The sequence below is a fragment of the Leyella stercorea genome (genome assembly GCF_021531655.1).
Genome location: NZ_JADYUF010000008.1, coordinates 1 through 24306, shown reverse-complemented (window position 1 = coordinate 24306; position 24306 = coordinate 1). Strand labels below are relative to the sequence as shown.

General features: G+C 49.2%; 25 protein-coding genes and 1 tRNA gene. 20 read left to right on the top strand and 6 right to left on the bottom strand.

Features of this window, described 5'->3' with window-relative positions; genetic code table 11:
• The first annotated feature begins 13 nt into the window (after window positions 1-13).
• On the top strand, window positions 14-2383 hold the full coding sequence (gene tamL, locus I6E49_RS03705; protein ID WP_235400531.1) for a translocation and assembly module lipoprotein TamL: 2370 nt from the start codon (window positions 14-16) through the stop codon (window positions 2381-2383).
• A gap of 119 nt (window positions 2384-2502) precedes the next feature.
• Here tamL and I6E49_RS03700 read toward each other — a convergent pair whose 3' ends face one another.
• The 3 genes from I6E49_RS03700 to I6E49_RS03690 form a co-directional block, all read right to left on the bottom strand.
• Entirely contained in the window at window positions 2503-2910 is a 408-nt protein-coding gene (locus tag I6E49_RS03700) for a type II toxin-antitoxin system VapC family toxin (RefSeq protein WP_235400529.1), read from the bottom strand.
• Window positions 2891-3172 carry a DUF6364 family protein gene (locus I6E49_RS03695; protein WP_235392127.1) on the bottom strand — a complete coding sequence of 94 codons (282 nt, stop codon included), beginning with the start codon at window positions 3170-3172 and terminating at the stop codon, window positions 2891-2893. Before I6E49_RS03695 ends, I6E49_RS03700 begins: the two co-directional genes overlap by 20 nt.
• Window positions 3173-3312: 140 nt before the next feature.
• Entirely contained in the window at window positions 3313-4095 is a 783-nt protein-coding gene (locus I6E49_RS03690) for a radical SAM protein (RefSeq protein WP_235400527.1), read from the bottom strand.
• Window positions 4096-4457: 362 nt separating this feature from the next.
• On the opposite strand from I6E49_RS03690, the gene I6E49_RS03685 reads away from it, so the two are divergent.
• The 9 genes from I6E49_RS03685 (at window position 4458) to I6E49_RS03645 (ending at window position 12119) form a co-directional block, all read left to right on the top strand.
• Entirely contained in the window at window positions 4458-5336 is an 879-nt protein-coding gene (locus tag I6E49_RS03685) for a cell division protein FtsX (RefSeq protein ID WP_235400525.1), read from the top strand.
• A gap of 114 nt (window positions 5337-5450) precedes the next feature.
• Window positions 5451-5675: a DUF3098 domain-containing protein gene (locus tag I6E49_RS03680; protein ID WP_235400524.1), complete on the top strand. Its 225-nt coding sequence runs from the start codon at window positions 5451-5453 to the stop codon at window positions 5673-5675.
• 123 nt (window positions 5676-5798) lie between these two features.
• Window positions 5799-6596 (top strand): undecaprenyl-diphosphate phosphatase, encoded by a 798-nt coding sequence (locus tag I6E49_RS03675; RefSeq protein WP_235400523.1) that lies wholly within the window; start codon window positions 5799-5801, stop codon window positions 6594-6596.
• Window positions 6597-6633: 37 nt separating this feature from the next.
• Complete coding sequence (gene truB / locus I6E49_RS03670; RefSeq protein ID WP_235400522.1) at window positions 6634-7347, top strand: tRNA pseudouridine(55) synthase TruB; 714 nt, start codon at window positions 6634-6636, stop codon at window positions 7345-7347.
• 14 nt (window positions 7348-7361) lie between these two features.
• Window positions 7362-8528 (top strand): tRNA preQ1(34) S-adenosylmethionine ribosyltransferase-isomerase QueA, encoded by a 1167-nt coding sequence (gene queA, locus I6E49_RS03665; protein ID WP_235400521.1) that lies wholly within the window; start codon window positions 7362-7364, stop codon window positions 8526-8528.
• 8 nt (window positions 8529-8536) lie between these two features.
• Window positions 8537-8941, top strand: coding sequence for a 2-amino-4-hydroxy-6-hydroxymethyldihydropteridine diphosphokinase (gene folK, locus I6E49_RS03660; RefSeq protein WP_235400520.1), 405 nt, complete (start codon window positions 8537-8539; stop codon window positions 8939-8941).
• 118 nt (window positions 8942-9059) lie between these two features.
• Window positions 9060-9329 (top strand): 30S ribosomal protein S15, encoded by a 270-nt coding sequence (gene rpsO / locus I6E49_RS03655; protein WP_022158379.1) that lies wholly within the window; start codon window positions 9060-9062, stop codon window positions 9327-9329.
• Window positions 9330-9455: 126 nt separating this feature from the next.
• Window positions 9456-11258, top strand: coding sequence for a translational GTPase TypA (gene typA, locus I6E49_RS03650; RefSeq protein ID WP_235400519.1), 1803 nt, complete (start codon window positions 9456-9458; stop codon window positions 11256-11258).
• Window positions 11259-11399: 141 nt separating this feature from the next.
• Window positions 11400-12119 (top strand): porin family protein, encoded by a 720-nt coding sequence (locus I6E49_RS03645; protein ID WP_235400518.1) that lies wholly within the window; start codon window positions 11400-11402, stop codon window positions 12117-12119.
• Between the two features lie 81 nt (window positions 12120-12200).
• Here I6E49_RS03645 and I6E49_RS03640 read toward each other — a convergent pair whose 3' ends face one another.
• Window positions 12201-13850, bottom strand: a complete 1650-nt coding sequence (locus I6E49_RS03640; protein ID WP_235400516.1) for a fumarate hydratase — start codon at window positions 13848-13850, stop codon at window positions 12201-12203.
• A gap of 328 nt (window positions 13851-14178) precedes the next feature.
• Here I6E49_RS03640 and I6E49_RS03635 point away from each other — a divergent pair, with 328 nt between their 5' ends.
• From I6E49_RS03635 to I6E49_RS03620, 4 genes are all read left to right on the top strand, one after another.
• Window positions 14179-15078: a diaminopimelate dehydrogenase gene (locus I6E49_RS03635; RefSeq protein ID WP_235400515.1), complete on the top strand. Its 900-nt coding sequence runs from the start codon at window positions 14179-14181 to the stop codon at window positions 15076-15078.
• Window positions 15079-15734: 656 nt separating this feature from the next.
• Window positions 15735-15971 carry a DUF3791 domain-containing protein gene (locus tag I6E49_RS03630; protein ID WP_235400576.1) on the top strand — a complete coding sequence of 79 codons (237 nt, stop codon included), beginning with the start codon at window positions 15735-15737 and terminating at the stop codon, window positions 15969-15971.
• On the top strand, window positions 15971-16456 hold the full coding sequence (locus I6E49_RS03625; RefSeq protein ID WP_235400514.1) for a DUF3990 domain-containing protein: 486 nt from the start codon (window positions 15971-15973) through the stop codon (window positions 16454-16456). The genes I6E49_RS03630 and I6E49_RS03625 overlap by 1 nt, the downstream gene beginning before the upstream one ends.
• 2 nt (window positions 16457-16458) lie before the next feature.
• Window positions 16459-16665: a DUF3791 domain-containing protein gene (locus I6E49_RS03620; protein ID WP_235400512.1), complete on the top strand. Its 207-nt coding sequence runs from the start codon at window positions 16459-16461 to the stop codon at window positions 16663-16665.
• Between the two features lie 11 nt (window positions 16666-16676).
• Here I6E49_RS03620 and I6E49_RS03615 read toward each other — a convergent pair whose 3' ends face one another.
• Entirely contained in the window at window positions 16677-18701 is a 2025-nt protein-coding gene (locus I6E49_RS03615) for a DUF3472 domain-containing protein (protein WP_235400511.1), read from the bottom strand.
• Window positions 18702-18958: 257 nt separating this feature from the next.
• Entirely contained in the window at window positions 18959-20674 is a 1716-nt protein-coding gene (locus I6E49_RS03610; RefSeq protein WP_235400509.1) for a glycoside hydrolase family 10 protein, read from the bottom strand.
• A gap of 128 nt (window positions 20675-20802) precedes the next feature.
• Between I6E49_RS03610 and I6E49_RS03605 the strand changes: the two genes are divergently transcribed.
• The 6 genes from I6E49_RS03605 (at window position 20803) to I6E49_RS03580 (ending at window position 24306) form a co-directional block, all read left to right on the top strand.
• A complete protein-coding gene (locus I6E49_RS03605; protein WP_235400508.1) occupies window positions 20803-21300 on the top strand; it encodes an outer membrane beta-barrel protein in 498 nt (165 codons plus the stop codon).
• A 39-nt stretch (window positions 21301-21339) separates the two neighbouring features.
• A complete protein-coding gene (gene recR / locus I6E49_RS03600; protein WP_235400506.1) occupies window positions 21340-21954 on the top strand; it encodes a recombination mediator RecR in 615 nt (204 codons plus the stop codon).
• Complete coding sequence (locus I6E49_RS03595) at window positions 21951-22421, top strand: hypothetical protein (protein WP_235400505.1); 471 nt, start codon at window positions 21951-21953, stop codon at window positions 22419-22421. The genes recR and I6E49_RS03595 overlap by 4 nt, the downstream gene beginning before the upstream one ends.
• A gap of 2 nt (window positions 22422-22423) precedes the next feature.
• Window positions 22424-23614 carry a glycosyltransferase family 2 protein gene (locus I6E49_RS03590; protein ID WP_235400504.1) on the top strand — a complete coding sequence of 397 codons (1191 nt, stop codon included), beginning with the start codon at window positions 22424-22426 and terminating at the stop codon, window positions 23612-23614.
• A gap of 35 nt (window positions 23615-23649) precedes the next feature.
• On the top strand, window positions 23650-24129 hold the full coding sequence (locus I6E49_RS03585) for a GNAT family N-acetyltransferase (protein ID WP_235400502.1): 480 nt from the start codon (window positions 23650-23652) through the stop codon (window positions 24127-24129).
• Window positions 24130-24233: 104 nt separating this feature from the next.
• Window positions 24234-24306 (top strand) — tRNA-Asp (locus I6E49_RS03580).

Here is a 24306-nt window from a genome sequence, read left to right as displayed (position 1 = left end):
CGTATATAAAGATATGAATGCAATAGGAAACAACAGCATACTGACACTCTCACGCCTGTGGAAGGGCGTGATGGGCGTGCTCGGCATTGTGCTACTGGCATCGTGTTCGGAGACTGCGAGCGTGCCCGAAGGCGACCAATTGTATACCGGACAGCGCAAAATAAAATACGAAAACTATAAGGCAAGCGACCACTTCAGCACCACTCAGGAAGAGGTGGAGGCGGCTCTTGCCACCGAACCGAACGGAGCCATACTCGGCAGTTCGTACTATCGCTCGCCATTCCCTTACCGCTTGTGGATATACAACGCATTCCACACCAGCGACGAGGGTCTGGGCAGATGGATACGCAAGACTTTCGGCAAGGCACCTGTGCTCATGAGCAACGTCAATCCGCGTCTGCGGTCGCAGGTGGCGCGCGAACTGCTGCGTGCACGCGGCTATTTCGGGTCGTATGTCAACTACGACATCATCACAAAGTCAAACCCAAAGAAAGCCAAGATAGGCTATAACGTCAACTTTGGCGACCTTACCACCATCGACACATTGACTTACGTGAATTTCCCCGTTGAGGCTCAGCGGCTCATCGATTCCACATCGGCTGAGGCGTTGGTGCACAAGGGCGACCCGTTCGACGTGTCGACGCTCGATGCCGAACGCACACGTGTGTCGACACTGTTGCGCAACAACGGCTACTTCTACTATCAACCGGGCTATGCCACCTATCTGGCTGACACCCTGGCAGCGCAGAACAAGGCACAAGTCAAGTTGCAGTATGCCGACAGTCTGCCCTCGCAGATAGGCAGAAGGTGGTATATCGGCCACATAAATCTTCAAATGCGGCGTAACGTGATGCAACAGCTCACCGACACCGTGACACGTCGCGACTACACAATAGTATATACCGGTAAGCGCACGCCTATCCGTGCAGGTGCGATAGCACGCGACTTGAAGATGCGACCGGGTCAATTATACAGCTATAACACCTACCAGCAGTCGGTCAATACGCTCACTTCGAAGGGACTTTTCTCTCGTGTCGACCTGGGATTCGCCCCGCGCGACACCTCGGCAGCATGCGATACGCTCGACCTTACGCTCGATTGCGTGTTCGACAAGCCGTACGACTTCTATGTCGAGGCTAATGTTGTGGGCAAGACGACGGGCCGTGTGGGTCCGGGAGTGGTAATGGGTGTTGTCAGACGCAACGCATTCCGTGGCGGCGAGAAGTTGTCGGTCAATCTGAAAGGTTCGTACGAGTGGCAGACCGGACACCGTGCCGACGGTACAAGTTCGAAGTTCAACTCGTATGAATATGGTGCCGACGTGTCGCTTGAGATGCCCCGACTGCTCTTAATCGACCGTCTTATGGACCGTGTACGTGCCAAACGCTGGCTGAGCGGACAAAAGGTGAAGCCCAACAACACCGTATCGAACACCCTTATCAAGGCTTCGAGCGACGTGCTCAACCGTTCGGGCTACTTCAAGCGCCACATCGTGTCGGGCGAACTGACCTATACCATACAGCCCGCGCCCAATAGGGTGCACCAGTTCTCGCCCCTCATACTGCAATACGAGTACATGCAGAAGCAGACCGAGGCTTTCAAGGATATAGTAAGTCAAAGTCCGTATCTGCTAATATCAATGGCCGACCAGTTTGTGCCTAAGATGCGCTATACGTTTACATATCAGTCGCGCTCCAACTTCCGCAACCCTATATACTGGCAGTTGTCGGTGAGCGAGGCTTCCAACCTGCTTTCGCTGGGCTATCTGGCGTGTGGCGAGAAGTGGAGCAAGAAGGGAAAGACGATGTTCAAGAATCCCTATGCACAGTTCTTGAAGATAGAGACCGACTATCGCAAGACGTGGCAGGTGACCGACCACAGCCAATTGGTGGGTCATGTGAATGCCGGCGTGATATGGTCGTACGGCAATGCCAGCGCAGCTCCATACAGTGAGCAGTTCTATGTGGGCGGTGCCAACAGCATACGCGCCTTCAACGTGCGCAGCATCGGTCCGGGCCGCTATTACACCAATCAGTCGCGACTGTCGTATATGGACCAGACGGGCGACATAAAGTTCCAGGCCAACGTGGAGTATCGTCCGCGTCTGTTCGGCAATCTGTACGGAGCGCTCTTCGTAGATGCCGGCAACGTATGGGCATTGCGCAACGACGGCTATCGTGAAGGGTCGAAGCTGCAGATGAAGAATCTGCTGAAGGACATGGCATTGGGCACAGGTGTGGGCATACGCTACGACTTGGAGTTCTTCGTTCTGCGTCTCGACTGGGGTATCGGTATCCATGTGCCCTATAAGAGCGGATTCTATAATATGAACAGCTTTAAGGATTCGCAGAGCCTGCACTTCGCCATTGGCTATCCGTTCTGATGCCGATGGCAGAGGCAAGGGTGAAGCCGACAAATAAAAATAAACAATATTGTATAGCAAAAGAACAACATTGTCTTACTATAATTTAGTGTAAGACAATGTTGTTCTTTCTTGTTTTATTATCCATTAATAAAAAACTCGTCTGGAGTCATAACAGGTACATTAGCTTCTACAAAATCCTTTTTATTTCTAGTCAAAACAACATCGACTTTTGAACTTATTGCCGAATAATACTGCATAGCGTCTTCCAGATCGTCAAAGCCTGAAACCAAAGCCATGTCTACAGTTTGCCTGTCAACTGTTGTTGTTACAGTAAGACTTCTAAGTTTTTCGAATAGTAGAACACGTTCTTCTTTTTTCATCTTACGACACAGATAAGCCAAAGTTGCATAACTTAATGAACTGACATATAATGTTATTTTTTTGTGAAAACCTAACGCAAATAACTTCAGGGAATTCTGGCAAAACGGTTCTCGTTTTAAGAACAAATCTGCAACGATATTAGTGTCAAGAAAGACCTTTTTCATTGTATCTATCCTCTAAATGTTTATGGTATGCTTTTCTTCCATTTATATCGTCAGCGTCAATAGAGTCAGAAGGAACCACCCCCAACATACTCATAACCATATCAGGAATTTCAATTTCTTCATGTTCCATCTTCTTCTCTTTTTTTAGCAAACGTTTCAAGTATGCCTCAACAAGTTTTGTCAAGTCTGTTCCTTTTCTGCTTGCATATCTTTGTGCATCTTCAAAAAGGTATTTATCCAATGTTAGTGCTTTTGTTTCCATATTATGTCCTATTATGATGTTGTATATTGCAAATTTAATTATTAAATTCGAAACGAACAAGCAAACACTATCTATTTTCCAGACTTCGTCATCGTGTCACCTCCCAAAACTCCAATCTGCCATTGCATTCAATATACCCTTTAGTATGCAGCGATGCAATTGAAGCCCTCGGCAGCTACACGGTCGCGGATAGTATTGAGTTCGTCGTGCGTAGCCTTGCGCAATGTCGGGCATGGAGTTTCGCGGTCGATGGTGTATATCATCACTTCCGAGGGGCGTATTTGTCGCACGGCTGCGAGCCACGGCTCAACGAATCGGTCGCTGGTGTTGGACACGTCGCGCCCGAGGTCGTCAGTTCCGTTCATGAAGATGGTCTGTATGATGACGTGACCATTGAACGACTGCATCTCCTTGATTATCCGCTCCACGTCGTAAGCCGTCGATACGGGGCGGTCTACATTATTTATATATATAGGGTCGACGGTGTCGAGCTTCATGATATTGTTGTCGACGAGCATCAAGGCGCGATGCACGTCGGGTCGGACGGCAAGCGTAGAGTTGGTCAGTACCGAAACCTTTGCGTCGGGATAGTACATGTTGCGCAGCCGTATGGTGTCCTCGACGATGCCCAGAAAGTCGGGATGGCCCGTCGGTTCGCCATTGCCCGAGAACGTGATGACGTCGAGCGCCGAGCCGTCAGCCTTCATTTCTTTCAGCTTCTCTTCAAGCGCTGCCGCTATGTGCTGGCGTGTAGGGCGTGGCGATGTGGTGTGGCGGTTGCGATTGTAGCCCACTTCGCAGTATATACAGTCGAACGTACATATTTTTCCGTCGCTCGGATTGACGTTCACTCCGAGCGATATTCCCAGTCGGCGGCTGTGTATCGGTCCGACGATAGGAGAGGGATAAAGTATTGTTGACATATATGTATGAAATTAGTGTTTTTCTTGTCCGTTTTCAAAAGGACTCCTTTTGCCTTGCGAAAGGACCCCTTTTGGTGTGCAAAAGGACCCCTTTTGGAGTGTAAAAGGACTCCTTTTGGAGTGCAAAAGGACTCCTTTTGAAAAAGCCCCGTTGCAATGCAAAGTTACAGTTATATTTTGACATACGAATGGCTGTGCAGCAAATAATTTCAAATGCGCCAAATGGCAGGTTATTGTCTGGTTTGTTGCGGCTGCAGATACAGCATTCGTGTGCAGCGTGTTAATTGTGGTTAATTGCTCGCTGTTCCGGTTTTTTTTTTGTTATTTTGCAAGAAATTTGGTATAATATACCCTTTAGAAAAATGGCAAAAAGAAGGAAAAAGACCGGCAGTCGTCACGGATTGCAGGCAGTAACGCTGTGCATAAGCACGGCTATGGTGCTGATATTGTTGGGTTTGGTTGTGTTCTCGGTGCTCACTGCGCGCAACCTCTCTACGTATGTTAAACAGAATATTGTGGTGACACTGATGCTTCAGGACGACATGACGTCGGGCGAGGCAAGTCAGTTCTGCACCAGACTGAAGCAGCGACCGTACATCTGCCGCCTCGACTATATAAGTAAGGAGCAGGCATTGCGCGAGGGCATCAAGACGCTCGGAGCCGATCCGCGCGAGTTTGCCGACACCAATCCCTTCCTTTCTTCGATAGAGATAACGCTGAATGCCGACTATGCCAACACCGACTCGCTGCAAATCATCTCGCGCGAGCTGAAAAGCTATCCGAAAGTGAGTGAAGTGAAGTATCAGAAGGACTTGATAGACAGCGTAAATGCCAACATCGCCAAGATAAGCATCGTGTTGCTTACGATAGCGTTGTTGCTCACAATAGTGTCGTTCTCGCTCATCAACAACACCATCCGCCTCAGTGTCTACGCCCGCCGCTTCTCCATACACACGATGAAGCTTGTGGGTGCGTCGTGGGGATTCATCCGTGCACCGTTCGTGCGCCGCTACATGCTGCTTGGACTGCTTGCAGCCATAATAGCCTGCATAGCCCTGGGCGGAGCCATATACATTTTATATATGTATGAGCCTGACATCCTTGAGGTGCTCACATGGCAGGTATTGGCGATAACAGCCGGCACAGTAGTGTTCTTCGGACTGTTCATCACGGCTCTATGCTCGACCATTTCGGTCAACAAGTTCCTCAAGATGAAGGCGGGAGACCTATACAAGATTTAATGATTAATGTTTAATGATTAATGTTTACCTTACGCGCTAAACATTGATAATTAAACACTAAGCTTTAAAATTAAACATTGAACATTAATAATTAAACATTAATAAAAAAGAAAAGTGGACAAGAGAAATTTTGCTTTCGACAAGATCAATTTCATTCTCATTGCTGTGGGAATGGCTATTGTCATTCTTGGTTTCATCCTTATGAGTGGTGGCGGCAGCGACGAATCGGTGTTTGATGCCGACATCTTCAGCGTGCGTCGCATCAAGGTAGCGCCGGTGATTTGCTTCATCGGCTTCATATCAATCGTGTATGCAATAATCAGAAAACCGAAAGACTAATGGTAGTGTTTAATTATTAATGTTTAATGATTAATTATTCTAAAACATTAATCGTTAAACACTAATCATTAATCATCAATAAAGAATTGAACATTAATAATTAATCATTAATAATTAAAGCAAGTGGATTGGTTACAAGCGTTGGTCCTGGGCATTGTTCAGGGCCTTACCGAATATTTGCCGGTAAGTAGCAGCGGCCATCTTGCCATCGGTTCATACCTCTTTGGCATTGATGGCGAGGAGAACCTGGCGTTCACCGTATTGGTGCACGTGGCTACAGTGATGAGTACGTTCGTGGTACTGTGGAAGGAGATAGACTGGATATTGAAGGGACTCTTCAAGTTTAAGATGAACGACGAGACCAAGTATTTCCTCAACATCGTCGTGTCGATGATACCTATAGGCATCGTCGGCGTGTTCTTTAAGGACCAGGTAGAGGAGATATTCGGTTCGGGACTGCTCATTGTGGGCTGCTGCCTGTTGCTGACAGCCCTGCTGCTCACATTCTCTTATTACGCCAAACCGCGTCAGCGCGAACACATTTCGCTCAAGGACGCCTTCATCATAGGATTGGCACAGGCTTGCGCCGTACTGCCCGGACTGTCGCGCTCTGGTTCTACCATCGCTACGGGACTTCTGTTGGGCAACAAGAAGGAGAAGATGGCACAGTTCTCGTTCCTCATGGTGATACCTCCCATACTCGGTGAGGCTCTGCTCGACGTACTTAAGGCAGCCAAAGGCGAAGAGGCTTTCGGCGACATCAGCGTTCTGCCGCTCGTAGTAGGATTCGTTGCCGCCTTCGTTAGCGGATGTCTGGCATGCAAGTGGATGATAAACATCGTGAAGAAGGGCAAACTCATATACTTCGGCATATACTGCGCCATAGCAGGAGCCGTCACTATCGTGTGCTCGCTCTTGTAAACCGACTACTTATAAATTAAAAGACTACATACTGGGAATGAATTTCACCAAAGGCGAAGTCATCGCCATCAACAAACCCCTTGAAATGACGAGCTTCAGCGCTCTTGCCTTTGTTCGCAAGCGTCTGTGTATGCGTCTTGGAGTGAAGAAACTCAAGGTGGGGCATGCCGGAACGCTCGACCCCCTCGCTACGGGTGTGCTGGTGCTATGCACAGGCAAGTTCACCAAGCGCATCGAGGAGTTTCAGCAGCATGGCAAGGAATATACAGCCACGCTACAGCTCGGTGCTACAACGCCAAGCTACGACATGGAGCATCCGGTCAACGAGACTTATCCCACCGACGGCATCACACGAGAGCGCATAGAGCAGGTGCTTGAGCGCTTCAAGGGCGACATTGAGCAGGTGCCGCCTACGTTCAGCGCATGCAAGGTGAGCGGACAGCGTGCCTACGACTTGCGCCGTAAGGGTAAGGACGTGGAACTGCAGCCCAAGAAGATACGCATCGACGATATAGAGCTGACCTCGTTCGACCCCGAACGCATGCAGATGTCGATACGCGTGGCGTGCGGCAAGGGCACATACATACGCGCTCTGGCACGCGACATCGGCCGCGCACTCGATTCGGGAGCATATCTCACGCAGCTGTGCCGCACCCGTTCGGGCGAGTATCGCATAGAGGACTGTCTCGAACTGAAGCAGTTTGAGGAGTGGCTCGCCAATCAGACAATAGAAACAACAGAAGATGAATAAATAAAAAACGGACTATGAAGTTATCACAGTTTAAATTCAAATTACCCGAGGACCAGATTGCACTCTATCCTCACAGCTTGTACCGTGAGTTTGAGAACGACAAGGGCGAGAAGGAGACATTCCGCATTACACGCCGCGACGAGTGCCGTCTGATGGTTCTGCACAAGAAATCTCAAACTATTGACATGTATAAGAAGGATGCCGACGGCAAGCCCATCGAGGGCGAATACCTCGACTTCCGCAACGTTCTCGACTACTTCGACGAGCATGATACATTCATCTTCAACGACACTAAGGTGTTTCCGGCGCGCCTCTATGGCACAAAGGAGAAGACAGATGCTAAGATTGAGGTGTTCTTGCTGCGTGAACTCAATGAAGAGATGCGCCTCTGGGACGTGCTCGTTGAGCCGGCACGTAAGATTCGTATAGGCAACAAGCTCTTCTTCGACGATTCGGGCACAATGGTGGCTGAGGTCATCGACAACACTACAAGCCGCGGTCGTACGCTGCGCTTCCTCTACGACTGTCCGCACGACGAGTTCAAGCGCGAACTGTTTTCACTGGGCGAGGCTCCGCTGCCACGCTATATCATCGACCGTCGCGAAAACCATCACGCTACAGAGGACGACTTCGACGACTTCCAGTGTATCTTTGCCAAAAACGAAGGTGCCGTCACCGCTCCTGCTACAGGCTTGCACTTCTCGCGCGAGCTGATGAAGCGCATGGAAATCAAGGGTCTTAACTTCGCTTATATCACCCTGCATTGCGGTCTGGGCAACTTCCACGACATCGAGGTTGAGGACCTTACCAAGCACAAGATGGATTCAGAGCAGATGCACATAGGCGCTGAGGCTTGCGCTATCGTCAACAAGACAAAGCAGGAAGGACGCCATGTATGCGCCGTAGGTACAAGCGTTGTCAAGGCAACCGAGACTGCTGTGGGCACCGACGGAATGCTGAAGGAATACGAGGGATGGACCAATAAGTTCATATTTCCACCCTACGACTTCGGACTTGCCGACTCAATGATAGCCAACTTCTATCATCCATACTCAACATTGCTTATGGAGACAGCCGCATTCGGCGGATACGACCTCGTGATGGAGGCTTACAACCTCGCCGTTAAGCACGGATTCATGTTCGGAAGCTATGGCGATGCGTTGCTCATACTCAACGACTAATAATATTTATGCATGTAGTATACCTTTCGCTCGGTTCAAATCTTGGCGACCGTCATGCCACTATGCGTCGTGCCATTGACATGCTCAATGCCGAGGCAGGCACTGTCGACCGACAGTCGTCGCCGCTTGAAACCGAACCATGGGGATTTGAATCAGCCAATAAGTTTCTCAACATGTGTGTGCGTTTGCTCACAACGCTTACGCCTGAGCAGCTCCTGTTGAAGACACAGGACATAGAGAAACGGCTTGGTCGCACAGTGAAGTCGGTAGATGGGAAATATCACGATCGTCCGATAGACATCGACATGCTGATGTACGACGATGTCAACATTTCGACACCGACCCTCACTTTGCCCCATCCTCACATGCATGAGCGCGACTTTGTGATGATACCGCTAAGGGAAATACTGTAAAAAATGGTTAATTTCAGCGCGTTTCATGCTCGTATCTTGCTGATTACGAATAAAAAGTCGTACCTTTGCACCCGCATTACGCAAAAAATCAATAATATTTTAAATTTACAAAAGTTCTATGTATTTAGATCAGGCAAAAAAACAAGAGATCTTTGGACAGTACGGAAAGTCTAACACTGATACTGGTTCAGCTGAGAGCCAGATAGCATTGTTCTCATACCGTATTTCCCATTTGACGGAACATCTTAAGAAGAACCGTAAAGATTATACTACCGCACGTTCATTGACACAGCTGGTAGGAAAGCGCCGCGCATTGCTCAACTATCTGTACGACCGCGACATCAATCGCTACCGTGCAATTATCAAGGCCCTCGGTCTTCGTAAGTAATTCGCGCACAGAAAGCTTAAGGCAAACAGAAAGTCCCGAAAACGATTCAAGTTTTCGGGACTTTTTGCGTATATGTGAACAAAACTTCGTAACTTTGCAAAAAGTTTTTTTTAAGGTACTATATAAATGCAAGACATTAGAAACATTGCGATTATTGCCCACGTTGACCACGGCAAGACTACTCTTGTCGACAAGATGATGTTGGCGGGCAAGCTGTTCCGCGACGGCCAGGATAACAGTGGCCAGGTATTGGATGCCAATGACCTGGAGCGTGAACGAGGAATAACCATCCTTTCCAAGAACGTTTCAATCAACTGGAAAGGAACAAAAATCAATATTATAGACACCCCGGGACACTCCGACTTCGGCGGTGAGGTAGAACGCGTGCTCAATATGGCAGATGGTTGCATCCTGCTTGTTGACGCTTTCGAGGGCCCGATGCCCCAGACACGCTTCGTTCTTCAAAAGGCGCTGGAGATAGGATTGAAACCTATCGTTGTAGTTAATAAGGTAGACAAGCCCAACTGTCGTCCTGAAGAGGTCTACGAGATGGTGTTCGACCTGATGTTCTCGCTCAATGCCACTGAGGATCAGCTCGATTTCCCCGTAGTATATGGTTCGGCAAAGAACGGATGGATGGCTGAGGACTATAAGACTCCGACTGATAACATCGACTATCTGCTTGATAAGATTGTTGAGGTGATACCCGCTCCGAAGGTGCTTGAAGGTACTCCGCAGCTGCTTATCACATCGCTCGACTATTCAAGCTATACTGGTCGTATCGCAGTGGGACGTGTTCATCGCGGCACTCTGACTGAGGGCATGAACATAACCATATCGCATCGTGACGGCAAAATGGAGAAAACCAAGATCAAGGAGATTCATGTATTCGAGGGAATGGGTCAGAAGAAGGTTGAAGAGGTTCACTCTGGAGACATCTGCGCTATTGTAGGTCTGGAGAACTTCGAGATTGGCGATACCATTTGCGACTTTGAGAATCCTGAGCCACTGCCTCCTATCGCTATCGATGAGCCTACAATGAGTATGCTCTTCACCATCAACGACTCACCGTTCTTCGGCAAGGAGGGTAAGTTTGTGACTTCACGTCACGTCAACGACCGCCTTCAGAAGGAGCTTGAGAAGAACCTTGCGCTGCGTGTACGTCCTTTCGAGGATTCTACCGATAAGTGGATTGTCAGCGGACGTGGTGTGCTTCACCTCTCGGTTCTCATCGAGACAATGCGTCGTGAGGGCTATGAGCTTCAGGTAGGTCAGCCGCAGGTAATCTACAAGGAGATTGACGGACAGAAGTGTGAGCCTATCGAGGAGTTGACAATCAATGTACCTGAGGAGTTCTCAAGCAAGATGATTGATATGGTGACACGTCGTAAGGGCGAGATGACATCAATGCAGACACTCGGCGAGCGTGTTGACATCGAGTTCGACATTCCTTCGCGTGGTATCATCGGTCTGCGTACCAATGTGCTTACAGCAAGCCAGGGCGAGGCCATTATGGCTCACCGCTTCAAGGAGTATCAGCCGTATAAGGGCGAGATAGTACGCCGTATGAATGGTTCGATGATTGCAATGGAGACAGGTACAGCCTATGCTTACTCTATTGACAAGCTTCAGGATCGTGGCAAGTTCTTCATCGATCCGGGTGAAGAGGTTTACGGCGGTCAGGTAGTGGGCGAACATGTTCACGACAACGACCTCGTAATCAACGTTACCAAGGCCAAGCAGCTCACCAATGTGCGTGCCAGTGGCTCTGATGAGAAGGCTCGTGTGATACCTAAGGTCGTAATGAGTCTTGAGGAATGTCTTGAGTATATCAAGGGCGACGAGCTCGTTGAGGTTACTCCGAAGAGCATCCGTATGCGCAAGATCACTCTCGACCATCTTGCACGCAAGCGTTCTAACAAGGACTAATGTCTTGCTTGTGGTTTAGTATGTCGCTGATATGCTGACCAAACTCAAGTATACAATATTTGAAAATATAGGAAAGGTGTTTCTTGGCATAGATGTCGGGGGACACCTTTTATTATAATAATGTATAAGGAAATAATAACTATGAAGAAATCATTATTGTCACTTCTCGTTATGTTGAGCTGTGTTGCTGCGTCGGCACAGACTGCTGCGGGCAAGTTTTCGATTATTCCCCGTGTGGGAGTGAGTCTGGCCAATCTCTCGGGCGATGGCGTTTATTTCAATACAGGAAGCAGTACGGGAGCGTGGGGCTCGTCGCGCAACAAGCCGGGATTTACCGTAGGAGTAGACTTGGATTATCAGTTAACCAATTCGTTGTCGGTCATGTTGGGTGCCCATTATGCCCAGCAAGGTTGCAACTACGGCAATGTTAACGAGCAGACATCGCAGTCGGGCAACGTTAATACGTATGTCGGACTGAACGATTTGTCTACACAGTTGCACGTAATTAATGTTCCGTTGCTGCTCAACTACTATGTAGCTCCGGGATTTGCCGTGAAGACGGGTGTACAGTTTGGCTTCCCCGTATCGGGTAAGTTGAAGTATACTGAGACAAAATTCACCGAGAATGACAACGACGAGTTTGTTGCCGACACGCCTGTGAAGCACGACATCAACCTCAATTCAACGATCAAGAAGGTTGACTTCTCGATACCGGTAGGACTCTCGTTTGAGTATATGAACGTAATAATTGACGCACGCTACAACATCGGACTTACAAATGTTCAGAAGGATTTCCTCGAAATGAAGCCCGTTAAGAACCGTGTGTTTATGTTTAGCGCAGCTTACCGTTTCCAGTTGTAGGAAACATAAAACAATAAAAGATAATAAAAAAACAGCATTGATTACTTGACAAAGAAGTAATCAATGCTGTTTTTTGTGCTATTACTTGCAGTTAGGACACCAAGGCTTCAACTGCTGGAAGAAGTCGTTGCCCTTGTCGTCAACGAGTATGAATGCAGGGAAGTCCTCAACGGTAATCTTCCAGATAGCCTCCATACCGAGTTCGGGATACTCTACGCACTCGATGCTCTTGATAGAGCTCTGCGACAGAACGGCAGCCACGCCACCGATTGTGCCGAGATAGAATCCGCCGTGCTTCTTGCAAGCGTCGGTCACTACCTGCGAGCGGTTGCCCTTGGCAATCATTACGAGCGATGCGCCGTGATCCTGGAACTCGTCTACGTACGGATCCATACGGTTGGCAGTGGTCGGACCCATTGAACCGCAAGGATAACCCTCCGGAGTCTTAGCCGGTCCGGCGTAAAGGATAGGATGGTTCTTGAAGTATTCAGGCATCTCTTCGCCAGCATCCAGACGTGCCTTAAGCTTAGCGTGAGCGATGTCACGAGCCACGATGATAGTACCCTTCAGGTTGACACGTGTGCTGACTGGATACTTAGAGAGCTCTGCGCAAACTGCCTCAATACCGTTGTCGAGGTTGATTTCGATGCCCTTAGTGCCCTCGCCCGGACGACGAAGTTCTTCAGGGATAAGCTCAGAAGGATTAGAGTCCATCACCTCAAGGAAGATACCGTCCTTTGTAATCTTACCCTTGATGTTGCGGTCGGCCGAACAGCTCACGCCCATACCGATAGGACAGCTTGCTCCATGACGTGGAAGACGGATCACGCGAATGTCGTGTGCCAGGTACTTGCCGCCGAACTGGGCACCCAGCCCAATCTTGTGAGCCTCCTTCAGAAGCTTCTCCTCAAGGTCGATGTCGCGGAAAGCACGACCAGTCTCGTCGCCAGTAGTAGGCAGAGTGTCGTAGTATTTGATTGAAGCGAGCTTCACTGTGAGCAGGTTTTTCTCAGCCGATGTGCCGCCGATAACGAATGCGATGTGGTAAGGAGGGCAAGCCGCTGTGCCGAGGCTCTTCATCTTTTCAACGAGGAAAGGCAGCAATGTGCCCTCATTCTGTATAGTAGCCTTGGTCATCGGATAGAAATATGTCTTGTTGGCAGAGCCACCGCCCTTAGCCACCATTACAAAACGATACTCGTCGCCCTCTACAGCCTCGATGTCGATCTGTGCCGGGAGGTTACAGCGTGTGTTCACCTCGTCGTACATATTGAGCGGAGCATTCTGCGAGTAGCGCAGGTTGTCCTGTGTAAATGTGTTGTAGACACCGCGCGACAGAGCCTCTTCGTCCTCGAAGTCGGTCCATACGCGCTGTCCCTTCTCGCCGTGTATGATGGCAGTACCGGTGTCCTGGCAGAAAGGCAGGATGCCCTTGCAGGCAGTCTCGGCGTTGCGCAGGAACTGCAGAGCAACGTACTTGTCGTTCTCCGAAGCCTCGGGGTCTGACAGAATCTTTGCAACCTGCAGGTTATGTTCGCGGCGCAGCATGAATTCTACGTCGTGAAAAGCCTGCTGTGCGAGTAATGTCAGAGCCTCCTTCGAAACTTTCAGGATTGTCTTGCCTTCAAACTCACCGGTGCTCACGCCTTCCTTGCTGAGCAAGCGGTATTCAGTAGTATCCTCGCCCAACTGGAACATAGGAGCATACTTGAAATCTGGTGTTGATGCCATAATGTTATTTAGTTAATTGATGATTTGAAAATTTCTTTGCCACAAAGTTACAACGAATTGAAGACAATGCAAAATAATTGCCACCTTTATTTTCCCCTATTTTACGGTAAAATCTTAATCGCAAGCTTCATGATATTTGTGCAACTTGCCATTGTTAACGTATTGTGGCGAAAATCGTGTCGTTTTATTATCAAAACCCTACGAAACTCTACTAATTTGTAAGTATTATGAATGGTAGAATGAAAAAAGTTTATTCTTTAATGCGCTTTATTGTCTAATTTGCGTAACTTTGTGCCCGTAAAAACCAATAAAAAGAAATACAAAAGAAATGAAGAAGATCAGAGCAGCCGTAGTAGGATACGGCAACATCGGACATTATGCTGTCCAGGCCCTTGAGGCCGCCGACGATTTCGAGATAGCAGGTATCGTGCGTCGCAATGGTGCCGACAACAAGCCGGCAGAGCTTTCACAGTATGAAGTAGTTAAGGATATTCGTGAGCTTAAGGACGTAGACGTAGCCATTCTTGCTACTCCTACACGTTCGTGCGAGGAATATGCCAAGCAGATTCTGCCTCTCGGCATCAACACCGTCGACAGCTTCGACATCCACACTTCAATCCTCGACTACCGTGCAGCACTCACTCCTATATGCAAGGATCACAAGGCTGTGAGCATCATTGCAGCCGGATGGGATCCGGGTTCTGACTCTATCGTGCGTACACTCATGCAGAGTCTTGCACCGAAGGGACTCAGCTACACCAACTTCGGTCCGGGTATGTCGATGGGTCACAGCGTATGCGTGCGCTCAAAGGAGGGTGTAAAGAACGCTCTTTCTATGACTATACCTAAGGGTGAGGGCTTGCACCGCCGTATGGTTTACGTAGAACTTGAGGACGGAGCTAAGCTTGAGGACGTCACAGCAGCCATCAAGGCCGACCCGTACTTCGCTAACGACGAGACTCACGTATTTGAAGTGCCTTCGGTAGACGCTGTGCGCGACATGGGACACGGCGTTCATCTCACTCGCAAGGGTGTCAGCGGCAAGACACAGAATCAGCGTATGGAGTTCACCATGAGCATCAACAACCCTGCTCTTACCGGTCAGGTGCTTGTCAATGTGGCTCGTGCCTCAATGCGTCAGCAGCCGGGATGCTACACAATGATTGAGGTTCCGGTAATCGATATGCTTGAAGGCGAGCGCGAGGACCTCATCGCTCACTTGGTATAAAAACTGCGGCTGAAAGGCTGACAAACAGCAGCTGAAAAGTCAATGAATAGTGGCTGAAAGGCTGAAAAATAGTGGCTGAAAAGCCCGAAAATAACGCTTGAAAATCAAATGTACCCCTTTTGCATTCCAAAAGGGGTACATTTGTTATGCAAAAGGAGTCCTTTTGGAGAGTAAAAGGAGTCCTTTTGGAATGTAAAAGGAGTCCTTTTGGAGAGTAAAAGGAGTCCTTTTGGAATGTAAAAGGAGTCCTTTTTTTAGTGGCAGTTTTTTGTTTCAAAATCTGGAGTGATACTATAGTTTTAATGAAGGACAAACAATAGGAGGTTATGGCGTCCTCGCCATAGCCTGAGCAAGCAGCGGTGCAAACAATTACAATAATAATGTATCAGCTAACTGCTAAGGCAACGGCGGGGACGCAATAGCCTCCCACCATTTGCATTGCCTATTAACACCCCAACTTGAACTTCTAATATTGTCATTTTAAATGTTGTATAAGTCTAAAAAAAGAATGAATTCATTTTGTATTGCGCTCGGTTTGCACTATCTTTGCAAAAGATAGGCTGCAATTCAGCGTAGTTTTCATTTGGTACAGATGCTTGTTTTTCATCCTGCACTTTTACGCTGTCGCATTGAACACTACAAAATCAACGTTTATTATGGAAATGACTCCCCGAACTCCAGAATTCGATCGTCTTGCCTTTACGGTTTTGGCAATAGAGGCATCGGCCCAGAAAATGGGCATTTCGCCGTCTGAGATGAGGCGAAGACTTGAACGTGTTGGACTTGTCAAGAGTCTGATACAGGATTGCTATGACACCTTGCATACCGAAAGCAGGGAAGCTGTGGCTAATGATGTTGTTGAGGCACTGAAGAATTGGGAAAGGACAGATTAATGAACGGAATGACTTTATATCATGGCTCAAATGTTACAGTAGAGCATCCATTGGTTAATATCGGTAGAAGAGACCTTGATTTTGGTCCTGGATTTTATCTTACGCCTATTGCCGAACAGGCTTCCAAATGGGCAGCGCGTATACGAACCATACGAAAAGCCAGTCTGGCTGTTGTCAATATTTATGAGTTTGCCATTCCGCAGAATTGTAGGTTGAAACGCTTTGAGGCTTACGACAAGGAGTGGCTTGACTTTATCGTTGACAGCCGAAAGGGCAAACAACCTTGGAATGGCTATGACATCATTGAGGGTGGAGTTGCCGATGACAGAGTTATTGATGCTGTTGAAGCCTATATCAATGGCTATGCTGATATAAATAGTACACTTGGCAAGCTGTTTTATCACAAGCCGAGTTGGCAAATATGCATTCTCAATCAAGAGATTATTGACAAGTTTTTACATTTTAAATCTGCAGAAAGGATATAGTTATGCTCGACTTTCTTCTTTGGAACAAGATTGCGCGAATCATTGCGCAATTGGCCGATACGCTCAATATATCTACCGACAGGGCCTTGGCGATATTCTATGAATCAGAGGTGTGCCGTATGCTCCACGACGAAACATACGGCCTGCATCTTATGAGCGACACTTATATCGTTAACGATTTGATAGATGAATTAAGGAGCAAGCAATAATCCCGCTGCCCTTACTTCCTTATATATTTCCTGCCGTTGCTTATCACGATTCCTTTGGCATCTTCGTCTACCTTCTGACCGCCAAGATTATATGTGGTGCCGTTGTCTGGCGACGTGCCGTTGTTGGCTGTAATATGGTTGATGGCAGTAGCGACGGCGCCCGACGCGACGTTCATTTCGTATATGCGCAGGAACGGACCGTCGGTGGCTGTGGTCTGGCGCACCACAATCTTGAAGTATCTTATGTCGGCAGCTTTGTCAAGAATCACACGGAACGAAGACTTCGACGGAGCGTTGGCGTCGCTGCACAGCAGTGTCCAAGTGGCATTGTCTGTGGAGCCGTAGATGTCGTAAGCCTTGATGTGGCGGTTGTCGTTGTTGTCCATCTTTATTTCAAAACCGCCCACATTCTTCATCTCCTGCATGTCCACTACGATGTAGTGGGGCAGCTGAGCTGTGTTTCCGTACCACTGCGGATGCCAGTAGGTGTTGTCGTCGCCGTCAACTATCTGCTGCGCTCTGCCTTTAGAGCCTTCGCCTGCAGTCTCTTCTGATGAGTATTCTATGGCTTTCCATCCGGTCTTCTTCAGAATATTGTCGTTGAACAGCTGTTCCTTCTCAATGCGTGTCTTTTCGTTGGCTATGGCAGTTAGCACACGGTCGTTGAGCGGAGTGATGTTGATGGTGTCTACGGGAGTGTAGTCGGTGGCAAGAGCAACAGTTGTCTTGGTCTTGTTGGTGGGTGTATATCCGCCCGTCTGCATGAAGAAGGTGCGGTCGGCAGGGTTGTCGGTAGTGCCCTGTCCGTAATCGGTGCGTGCTCCTGTTTTGTCGCCTCCGTCGGTATGACCAAACCCTACGCTGTTGCGGTTGTACCATTTGCCGTTGCTGCGTGCTCGCATATACCCGTTACGATAGTAGGCTATACGGTTGGCCTGACCCGTTGCGCTGTGATAGTTTTCAAGGAAAGAGTACCAGGAACTGAAGTAAGTGGATGAATTTCGCTTGCGCACGGTAGCAATATACTGCCATCCCTTGCCGTCGAGCGCATTAAACCATGCTGACACGAGCATGTTGTGCTGTGTGTGAACGGTGGGTTTGCCGTTCACTTCGGTAGTGTATGACGTAGTTTCGGGGCGGCAGTTGGTTATGAACTGCACGTATGTTCCGGGAGTCCAGTACGTTCCTTTGCGGTAAGTCTGCACACCGGTACCTTCATTTCCGAATCGGTTGGTAGTGGTCAGCGGGTCCCAATCCACAGCACCTGCACGCATATATTCAGGCAGGTTAGGGTCTTCGTCGGTAGAGCCGTCGTCCCACATCGAGAAGATCACGTCGTGTCGTGGCGATCCGTCGGCTGTATATCCGTTCATCTGTATGCCCATATATCCGTTGAGTACGCCGAGCGCCATGGCAAAAGTGCCCGTGATGTCCGACTCCTTGGGCAGCATTATCTCCATAAAGCACCAGTCGTAGGCGTCGCCTGTAGGAGCGTTGGGGTCGGTAGAGCCCCAGGAGTTGAGGTGAACTGACGGCGAAGAGAGATAATTGGCAACGTAAGGCTTCTCCATAGCCGTCGTCTTGAACGTGAAACTGCGTATAAGGTTGATGTTCTGGTTGCCCGACAGGCATTCCAGCCGATAGCGGTAGTAGGCCGAACGCTTGAACGTTACGTCGCCTACAGTTACATTTACGTTGCTGTCGGTGCCATTGGCAGTAAATGTCTTGCTGAAAAGCTGCACGTCAGGTGCATCGGGGGCGATGATAGTGAGTCGGAACTTGGCGCTGTAACCTTTCTTTACGTTCAGCTTGATGGTATTGGTGACGGTTGCGGCAGGCTGATGAAAGTAATAGACTGCGCAAGCGTTGGCATTGGTCCAAGCCGACAGGCTGTTGTAGTTTGTGGCAATGCCGTTGTTGTCACGTCCCTCTCCGGGAATATATATGCCCGAAGCTCCTGGCTTTCCATCAAGAGTTTCCACATAGCCTTGAGCTGCCGACAGTTCGGTTTCGTAAACCGTTGCGTTTGCATTCATTGTATATAGCGCTATCAGTGCGCAATATACGGTTTTCTTAAAGTCAATCATATAACAACATTAAATTTTTATAATCTCACGCAAAGGTACGGTTTTATGCTAAGAAACGGGTAAAGCCAAACGTTAAAAACTCAACATTAGGAATGGATACGTACAGCTTGTTTTCTTCTGTTTTATCCAGCATTTTGCGTTGTACTGGATAAAAAAACGGCTTTTTTATCCAATACGACGTGATTTATTGGATAAAAAAGCCGTTTTTATTTTCTGAATATTCCCACTCTGTGGCTTACGCCCTTGCTGTTGAGTGTACGCAGAATGTAAACTCCGCGTGGCAGCGAGCTGACGCTTACGGTGCGTGTGCGACGATAGGGCAGGGTGGTTATGGCTGCCTGCTGCATCGACTCTACAATCAGAAGGTCGGCATCTGCCAGCGCAGTGTAATGTGGCAGCGTGACGTTTGTGCCGTCGCAGGGCAGCATGGTGTTGCGTGTGGCGGTGCTGTGGCTGCATGCGTCGGTAGCCATATAGTAATGGCAGTGCTGCTGCAGTGCTGCGCTCTCGTTGCCATAGCGGTCGGTGGCGCATACGGCATAATATATGTTGTCGTTGTCGGGAATGGTGAGCTGGCGGCTTTGACGGCGTGCTACGATGATGTTGCGTGCATCGTTTGTGTCGACAGGATATCGGGTCGAGGCATAAACGTTGAACAGCATCATCGTAGTGTCAGCCACGTTATGGCGCCATGACATCAGTGCTGTGCCGTTGCCGTTGGATGTGATGCTTAGGTTCTGGGGAGCGTCGGGGCGTGTTTTGCTCTGCCATGTCATTGGCGGAATGAGCGATGCATACTGCGAGTATTCGTTGCGGGCGTATTGGTATATGCCCTTGGTGTCGTCAGTGAAGAATTTGGAGCGGAAATAGGCGTGTCCCAATCCCTCGGCACGCAGAAACTCCAGTTCGCGCGTTATGTCGCTCAACGCCCAGTTGCGCTCGCGTGGCGACATGAAGTATATGCCCAGTCCCGGCACAACGATGCGTCCGTGGCTTCGCTCTTTCCAGTCGAGGGCGAAGGGGAAGAAGTCGTTGTCGCGAAAGTACATCATCGGGAACAGTTCGTCCATCAGTCCGTCGCGCAACCAAAGTTCGGCATCCTGGCAGACCTTGGTGTTGGCGTTCCATCCACGGCTCCAGTAGCGCTGCGTGTCGTCATACTTGCCTATGGGCGAGCAGCTCATCTTCACCCACGGCTTTATGCTTTTTACACGACGGGATATAGTGCGTACGATGCGTGTAATGTTGTCGCGGCCCTTGTCGCGTGCCAAAGTCTTCAGCTTGGGCAGTTCTTCGGGATAGCGTATGTAGTCGAGGTGGATGCCGTCTACGTCGTAGGCGCGTGTCACTTCGGCACAGATGCTTGCCAGATAGTCGGCAGTCTGCTGGGTCTCGGGATTCATGTAGCCGTCGGCCTTGATGCGTATGATGTTGCGCGGCATCTTCTTGCGCAGCAGTTTGCATCCCATTGCGTCCCATTTGCCTACAGGCATGGTGACAATCCATGCATGCAGCTCCATGCCACGGAGGTGGCATTCGTTGATGGCAAACTGCAAAGCGTCGTAGCCGGGAGCCTTGCCAGGATGTCCTGACAGACATCCGTCCCACGGTTCGTATGCCGAAGGATATATCACTGTGCCGCGTACACGTGTCTGTAGCAGTATGGTGTTGATGCCGGCAGACTGTAGCTGGTCGAGAATGCGGCGCAATTCGTCCTTCTGTTTTTCTATAGAGCGGGCCGACTGGGCGTAAGAGTGAGGCCAGTCTATTCCGCCAATGGTGGTGAGCCATACTGCTCGCACCTCGTGTTTGGGCGTTATGGCTGTGCAACGGGCAGCGTGTGCCGTGCCGGTGGCACTACTTGCTGTCAATGCCAGGATGGCAATGATGAGTGAAAAAATATATGGGTGGATTTTTCTCATTTTGTGTTCGCTTTTTTGCAATTGAACCACAAAGGTAGCTATATTTTTCTGTTTCGGACGGCATATTGTCTTGTTTTAGAAATATATTATGTAAATTTGCAACTATTCAAATCAAAAACAATCAGATTATGAGAAAAAAATTATTGGCAATGGTTGTGGCTCTGTTTGCAGCCGTTACTGCAAATGCCCAGTTTGAGGAGGGCAAGGTATATGTAGGGGGATCGCTTACAGGCCTTAACATGAAATATACGGGTTCGGAGAAATTCTCGATCGGCACACAGGTTCAGGCAGGACTGTTTGTAGCCGACGACATGCTGCTTCTCGGTCAGGTGGGATATGAGCACTCAGGCAATAAGGCCATATCCGACAAGTACACCGTAGGTGTGGGCGGACGCTACTACATCGAGCAGAACGGCATCTATCTTGGCGTAAACTGCAAGTATGTACATGCAGGCAAGAAGTTCAACGACGTGATGCCAGGCGTGGAGGTTGGCTATGCCTTTTTCCTCAATGATGCGGTTACGGTAGAGCCGGCTATCTATTACGACCAGTCGTTCAAGAACCATAAGGATTATTCTACCATCGGCTTCAAGATTGGTGTGGGCGTTTATCTGTTCAAGCAATAATCCCGATTTTGGGTCAGACAATATCTATATTTCATTCTGATGGATAATGCATATCCCTCCAAACTGCTTGAGAAAGCAGTGGGAGAATTTTCTAAATTACCGGGCATAGGTCGCAAGACTGCCTTGCGACTTGTGCTCAATATGCTGCGCCGCTCGGAAGAGGAGGTAGAGGAGTTTGCCGGTGCTGTGTCGCGACTGCGCAAGGACGTCAAGTACTGCCGCCTGTGCCACAACATCAGCGACACCGAAGTGTGCCCGATATGCTCCGACACCCGTCGCGATGCGTCTACAATATGCGTTGTCGAGAACATACGCGACGTAATGGCGGTGGAGAACACTCAGCAATATAGCGGACTGTATCATGTTCTGGGTGGAATCATTTCGCCTATGGACGGCATCGGTCCGTCAGACATCGAGATTGATTCGCTCGTGAAGCGTGTGGCAGACGGAGGAGTGCGCGAGGTGATACTTGCCCTCAGCTCCACTATGGAGGGCGACACCACCAACTTCTACATATCGCGCAAGCTGGCTCCATACGATGTTGAACTGAGCGTGATAGCGCGTGGCATTTCTGTAGGCGACGAACTGGAGTATACCGACGAGGTGACTCTGGGACGCGCTATTATTAACCGTACTAAAATGACTGGAAAATGATAAGACATACTCGCAACGTTCTTATGCTTGTATTGGGCATTGCGGTGGCTGTATCGCTTATAGCTGTAGTGCTGTATGAATCGGATACGCTGCCCGTAGGCGTGCTGTCGGGACGTGGAGGTAGCGATGAGTTTGTCCTCACTATGCTTATGGAGCTGCTCACGCTGTGCGTCATTCCGCTGGCGCTGCGTCTGTTCCGATTCAAGACCATAGCCGCCCGTATCACCTCGACAGCAGAATTGTTGCGCTGGGGCATGGTTCGTATGCTTATGCTGTGTTTGCCCATGGTGGCAAACACCTTATTATATTATATATACATGAACGTGGCATTCGGATATATGGCCATAATATTGCTGCTCAGTCTGTGCTTTGTGCTGCCTACGATGGCACGCTGCGAGGCTGAGATGAATGCCGGCAGCCTGATGGCTGAACATCAGCAGGACAGCGCTGAATCTGAAAAACAATAGGAATGGTTAAACTGTCGGTAGTAATTGTCAGTTATAAAGTGCGCGCTTATGTAGAGCAATGTCTTGCATCGCTCTTCCTTTCGTTGCGTGGCATAGACGCAGAGGTGTTTGTTGTCGACAACAATTCGCACGACGGCACCGTACAGCTCATACGCTCTCGTTTTCCGCAGGTAAAGGTTATGGACAGCAGTCATAACCTCGGCTTTGCGCGTGCCAACAACGCCGCTATCCGTCAGAGCGTCGGCGAATATGTACTGCTGCTCAATCCCGACACCATTGTGGCTGAAGATACCATACGCTGTGTGCTCGATTTTATGGATGCTCATCCCAATGCGGGCAGTGCAGGTGTGGCAATGCAGTGTGCCGACGGATCGCTTGCTCCTGAGTCGCGTCGCGGTAGACCTACGCCAATGACAGCCTTCTACAAGATGTGCGGACTGTGCGCCATGTTCCCACGTAGCCGTTTCGGCCGTTACTATATGGGCGGAATGTCGTGGAGCGAGGCAGGGCGCATTGACGTGGTGAGCGGAGCCTTCTGTATGATGAGGCGTTCGGCGCTGGATAGGGTAGGACTGTTGGACGAAGACTTCTTCATGTATGGCGAAGACATCGACCTGTCGTGCCGTATAGCCGATGCCGGATATGAGAACTGGTATATACCGGCACACATACTGCATTACAAAGGCGAGAGTTCGCATCAGTCGTCGTTCCGCTATGTGCATGTGTTCTACAATGCCATGCTCATCTTCTTCCGCAAGCATTACGGCAGTGTGAGCCATCTTGTGGCGCTGCCAATCAAGGCCGCCATATTGCTTAAGGCCACTATAGCCCTTTTCTCAATGCAGATGCGTGCCATAAGGCGTGCTCTCGGATTTGTCGACCCGCAGCGCATGCGCCGTGCCGCATACATATTTATATGTACCAAGGACAGCGAGTCCAAGTGTCGCGACATCGCATTGCGCAATGCTCTTGAGGCAACGTTTGTTGTCAGCGATTGCCTGGAGCGGCCAAACGGCCATGCCTGCATGGCATTGCCCGATGCCCATAAGGTGTATGTGGTGTACGATACCGACGCATTCGGCTTCGGACAGGTGCTGCGTCTGTTCCGTGAGAATCGGCGCAAGGGTGTGTCGATGGGCACATTCAGCAGCAAGACTGGCAACGTAATCACTTATGAGGAGGTTTTGTCATGAGCGAAAAGAATCTTACAAAGGTGAGGTTGAGGGCAATGGAGCCTGAAGATCTCGACTTTCTGTACAACATCGAGAACGACCGCGAACTATGGAACGTGGGCAATACCAACGTGCCATACTCGCGCTATGTGCTGCACGACTATATAGCCAACGCCACAAACGACATATACAGCGACGGACAGGTGCGCATGATTGTGGAGAATGCTGACGGGCGTACGGTGGGAATGGCTGACCTTTTCGACTTCAATGCCAGTCATAGGCGTGCCGAACTGAGCATTGTCGTTATGCGAGGCTTCCGCCGATGCGGCTATGCTGAGGCTTCCGTGCACTATATGCTACATTATGCGCAGCGCATTCTGCACCTTAATCAGGTGTATGCAGTCATATCGGTAGACAACCGTCCGTCTATAGCATTGTTCGACAAATGTGGATTTACAACGTTGGCAAATCTGCCGAAATGGCTCTTCGATGGCGAAAAATATACGGATGCAGTGGTTATGAGTAAGTTTTTTTGAAAAAATATGACAAAAAACTTTGTTAATTCAAATAATATTCATACCTTTGCACTCGCTTAAAAAACGGCAGAACAAGGTTTTTTTTAGTAAGCCTTAATCATACTGGTGCGTTAGTTCAGTTGGTTAGAATACATGCCTGTCACGCATGGGGTCACGAGTTCGAGTCTCGTACGCACC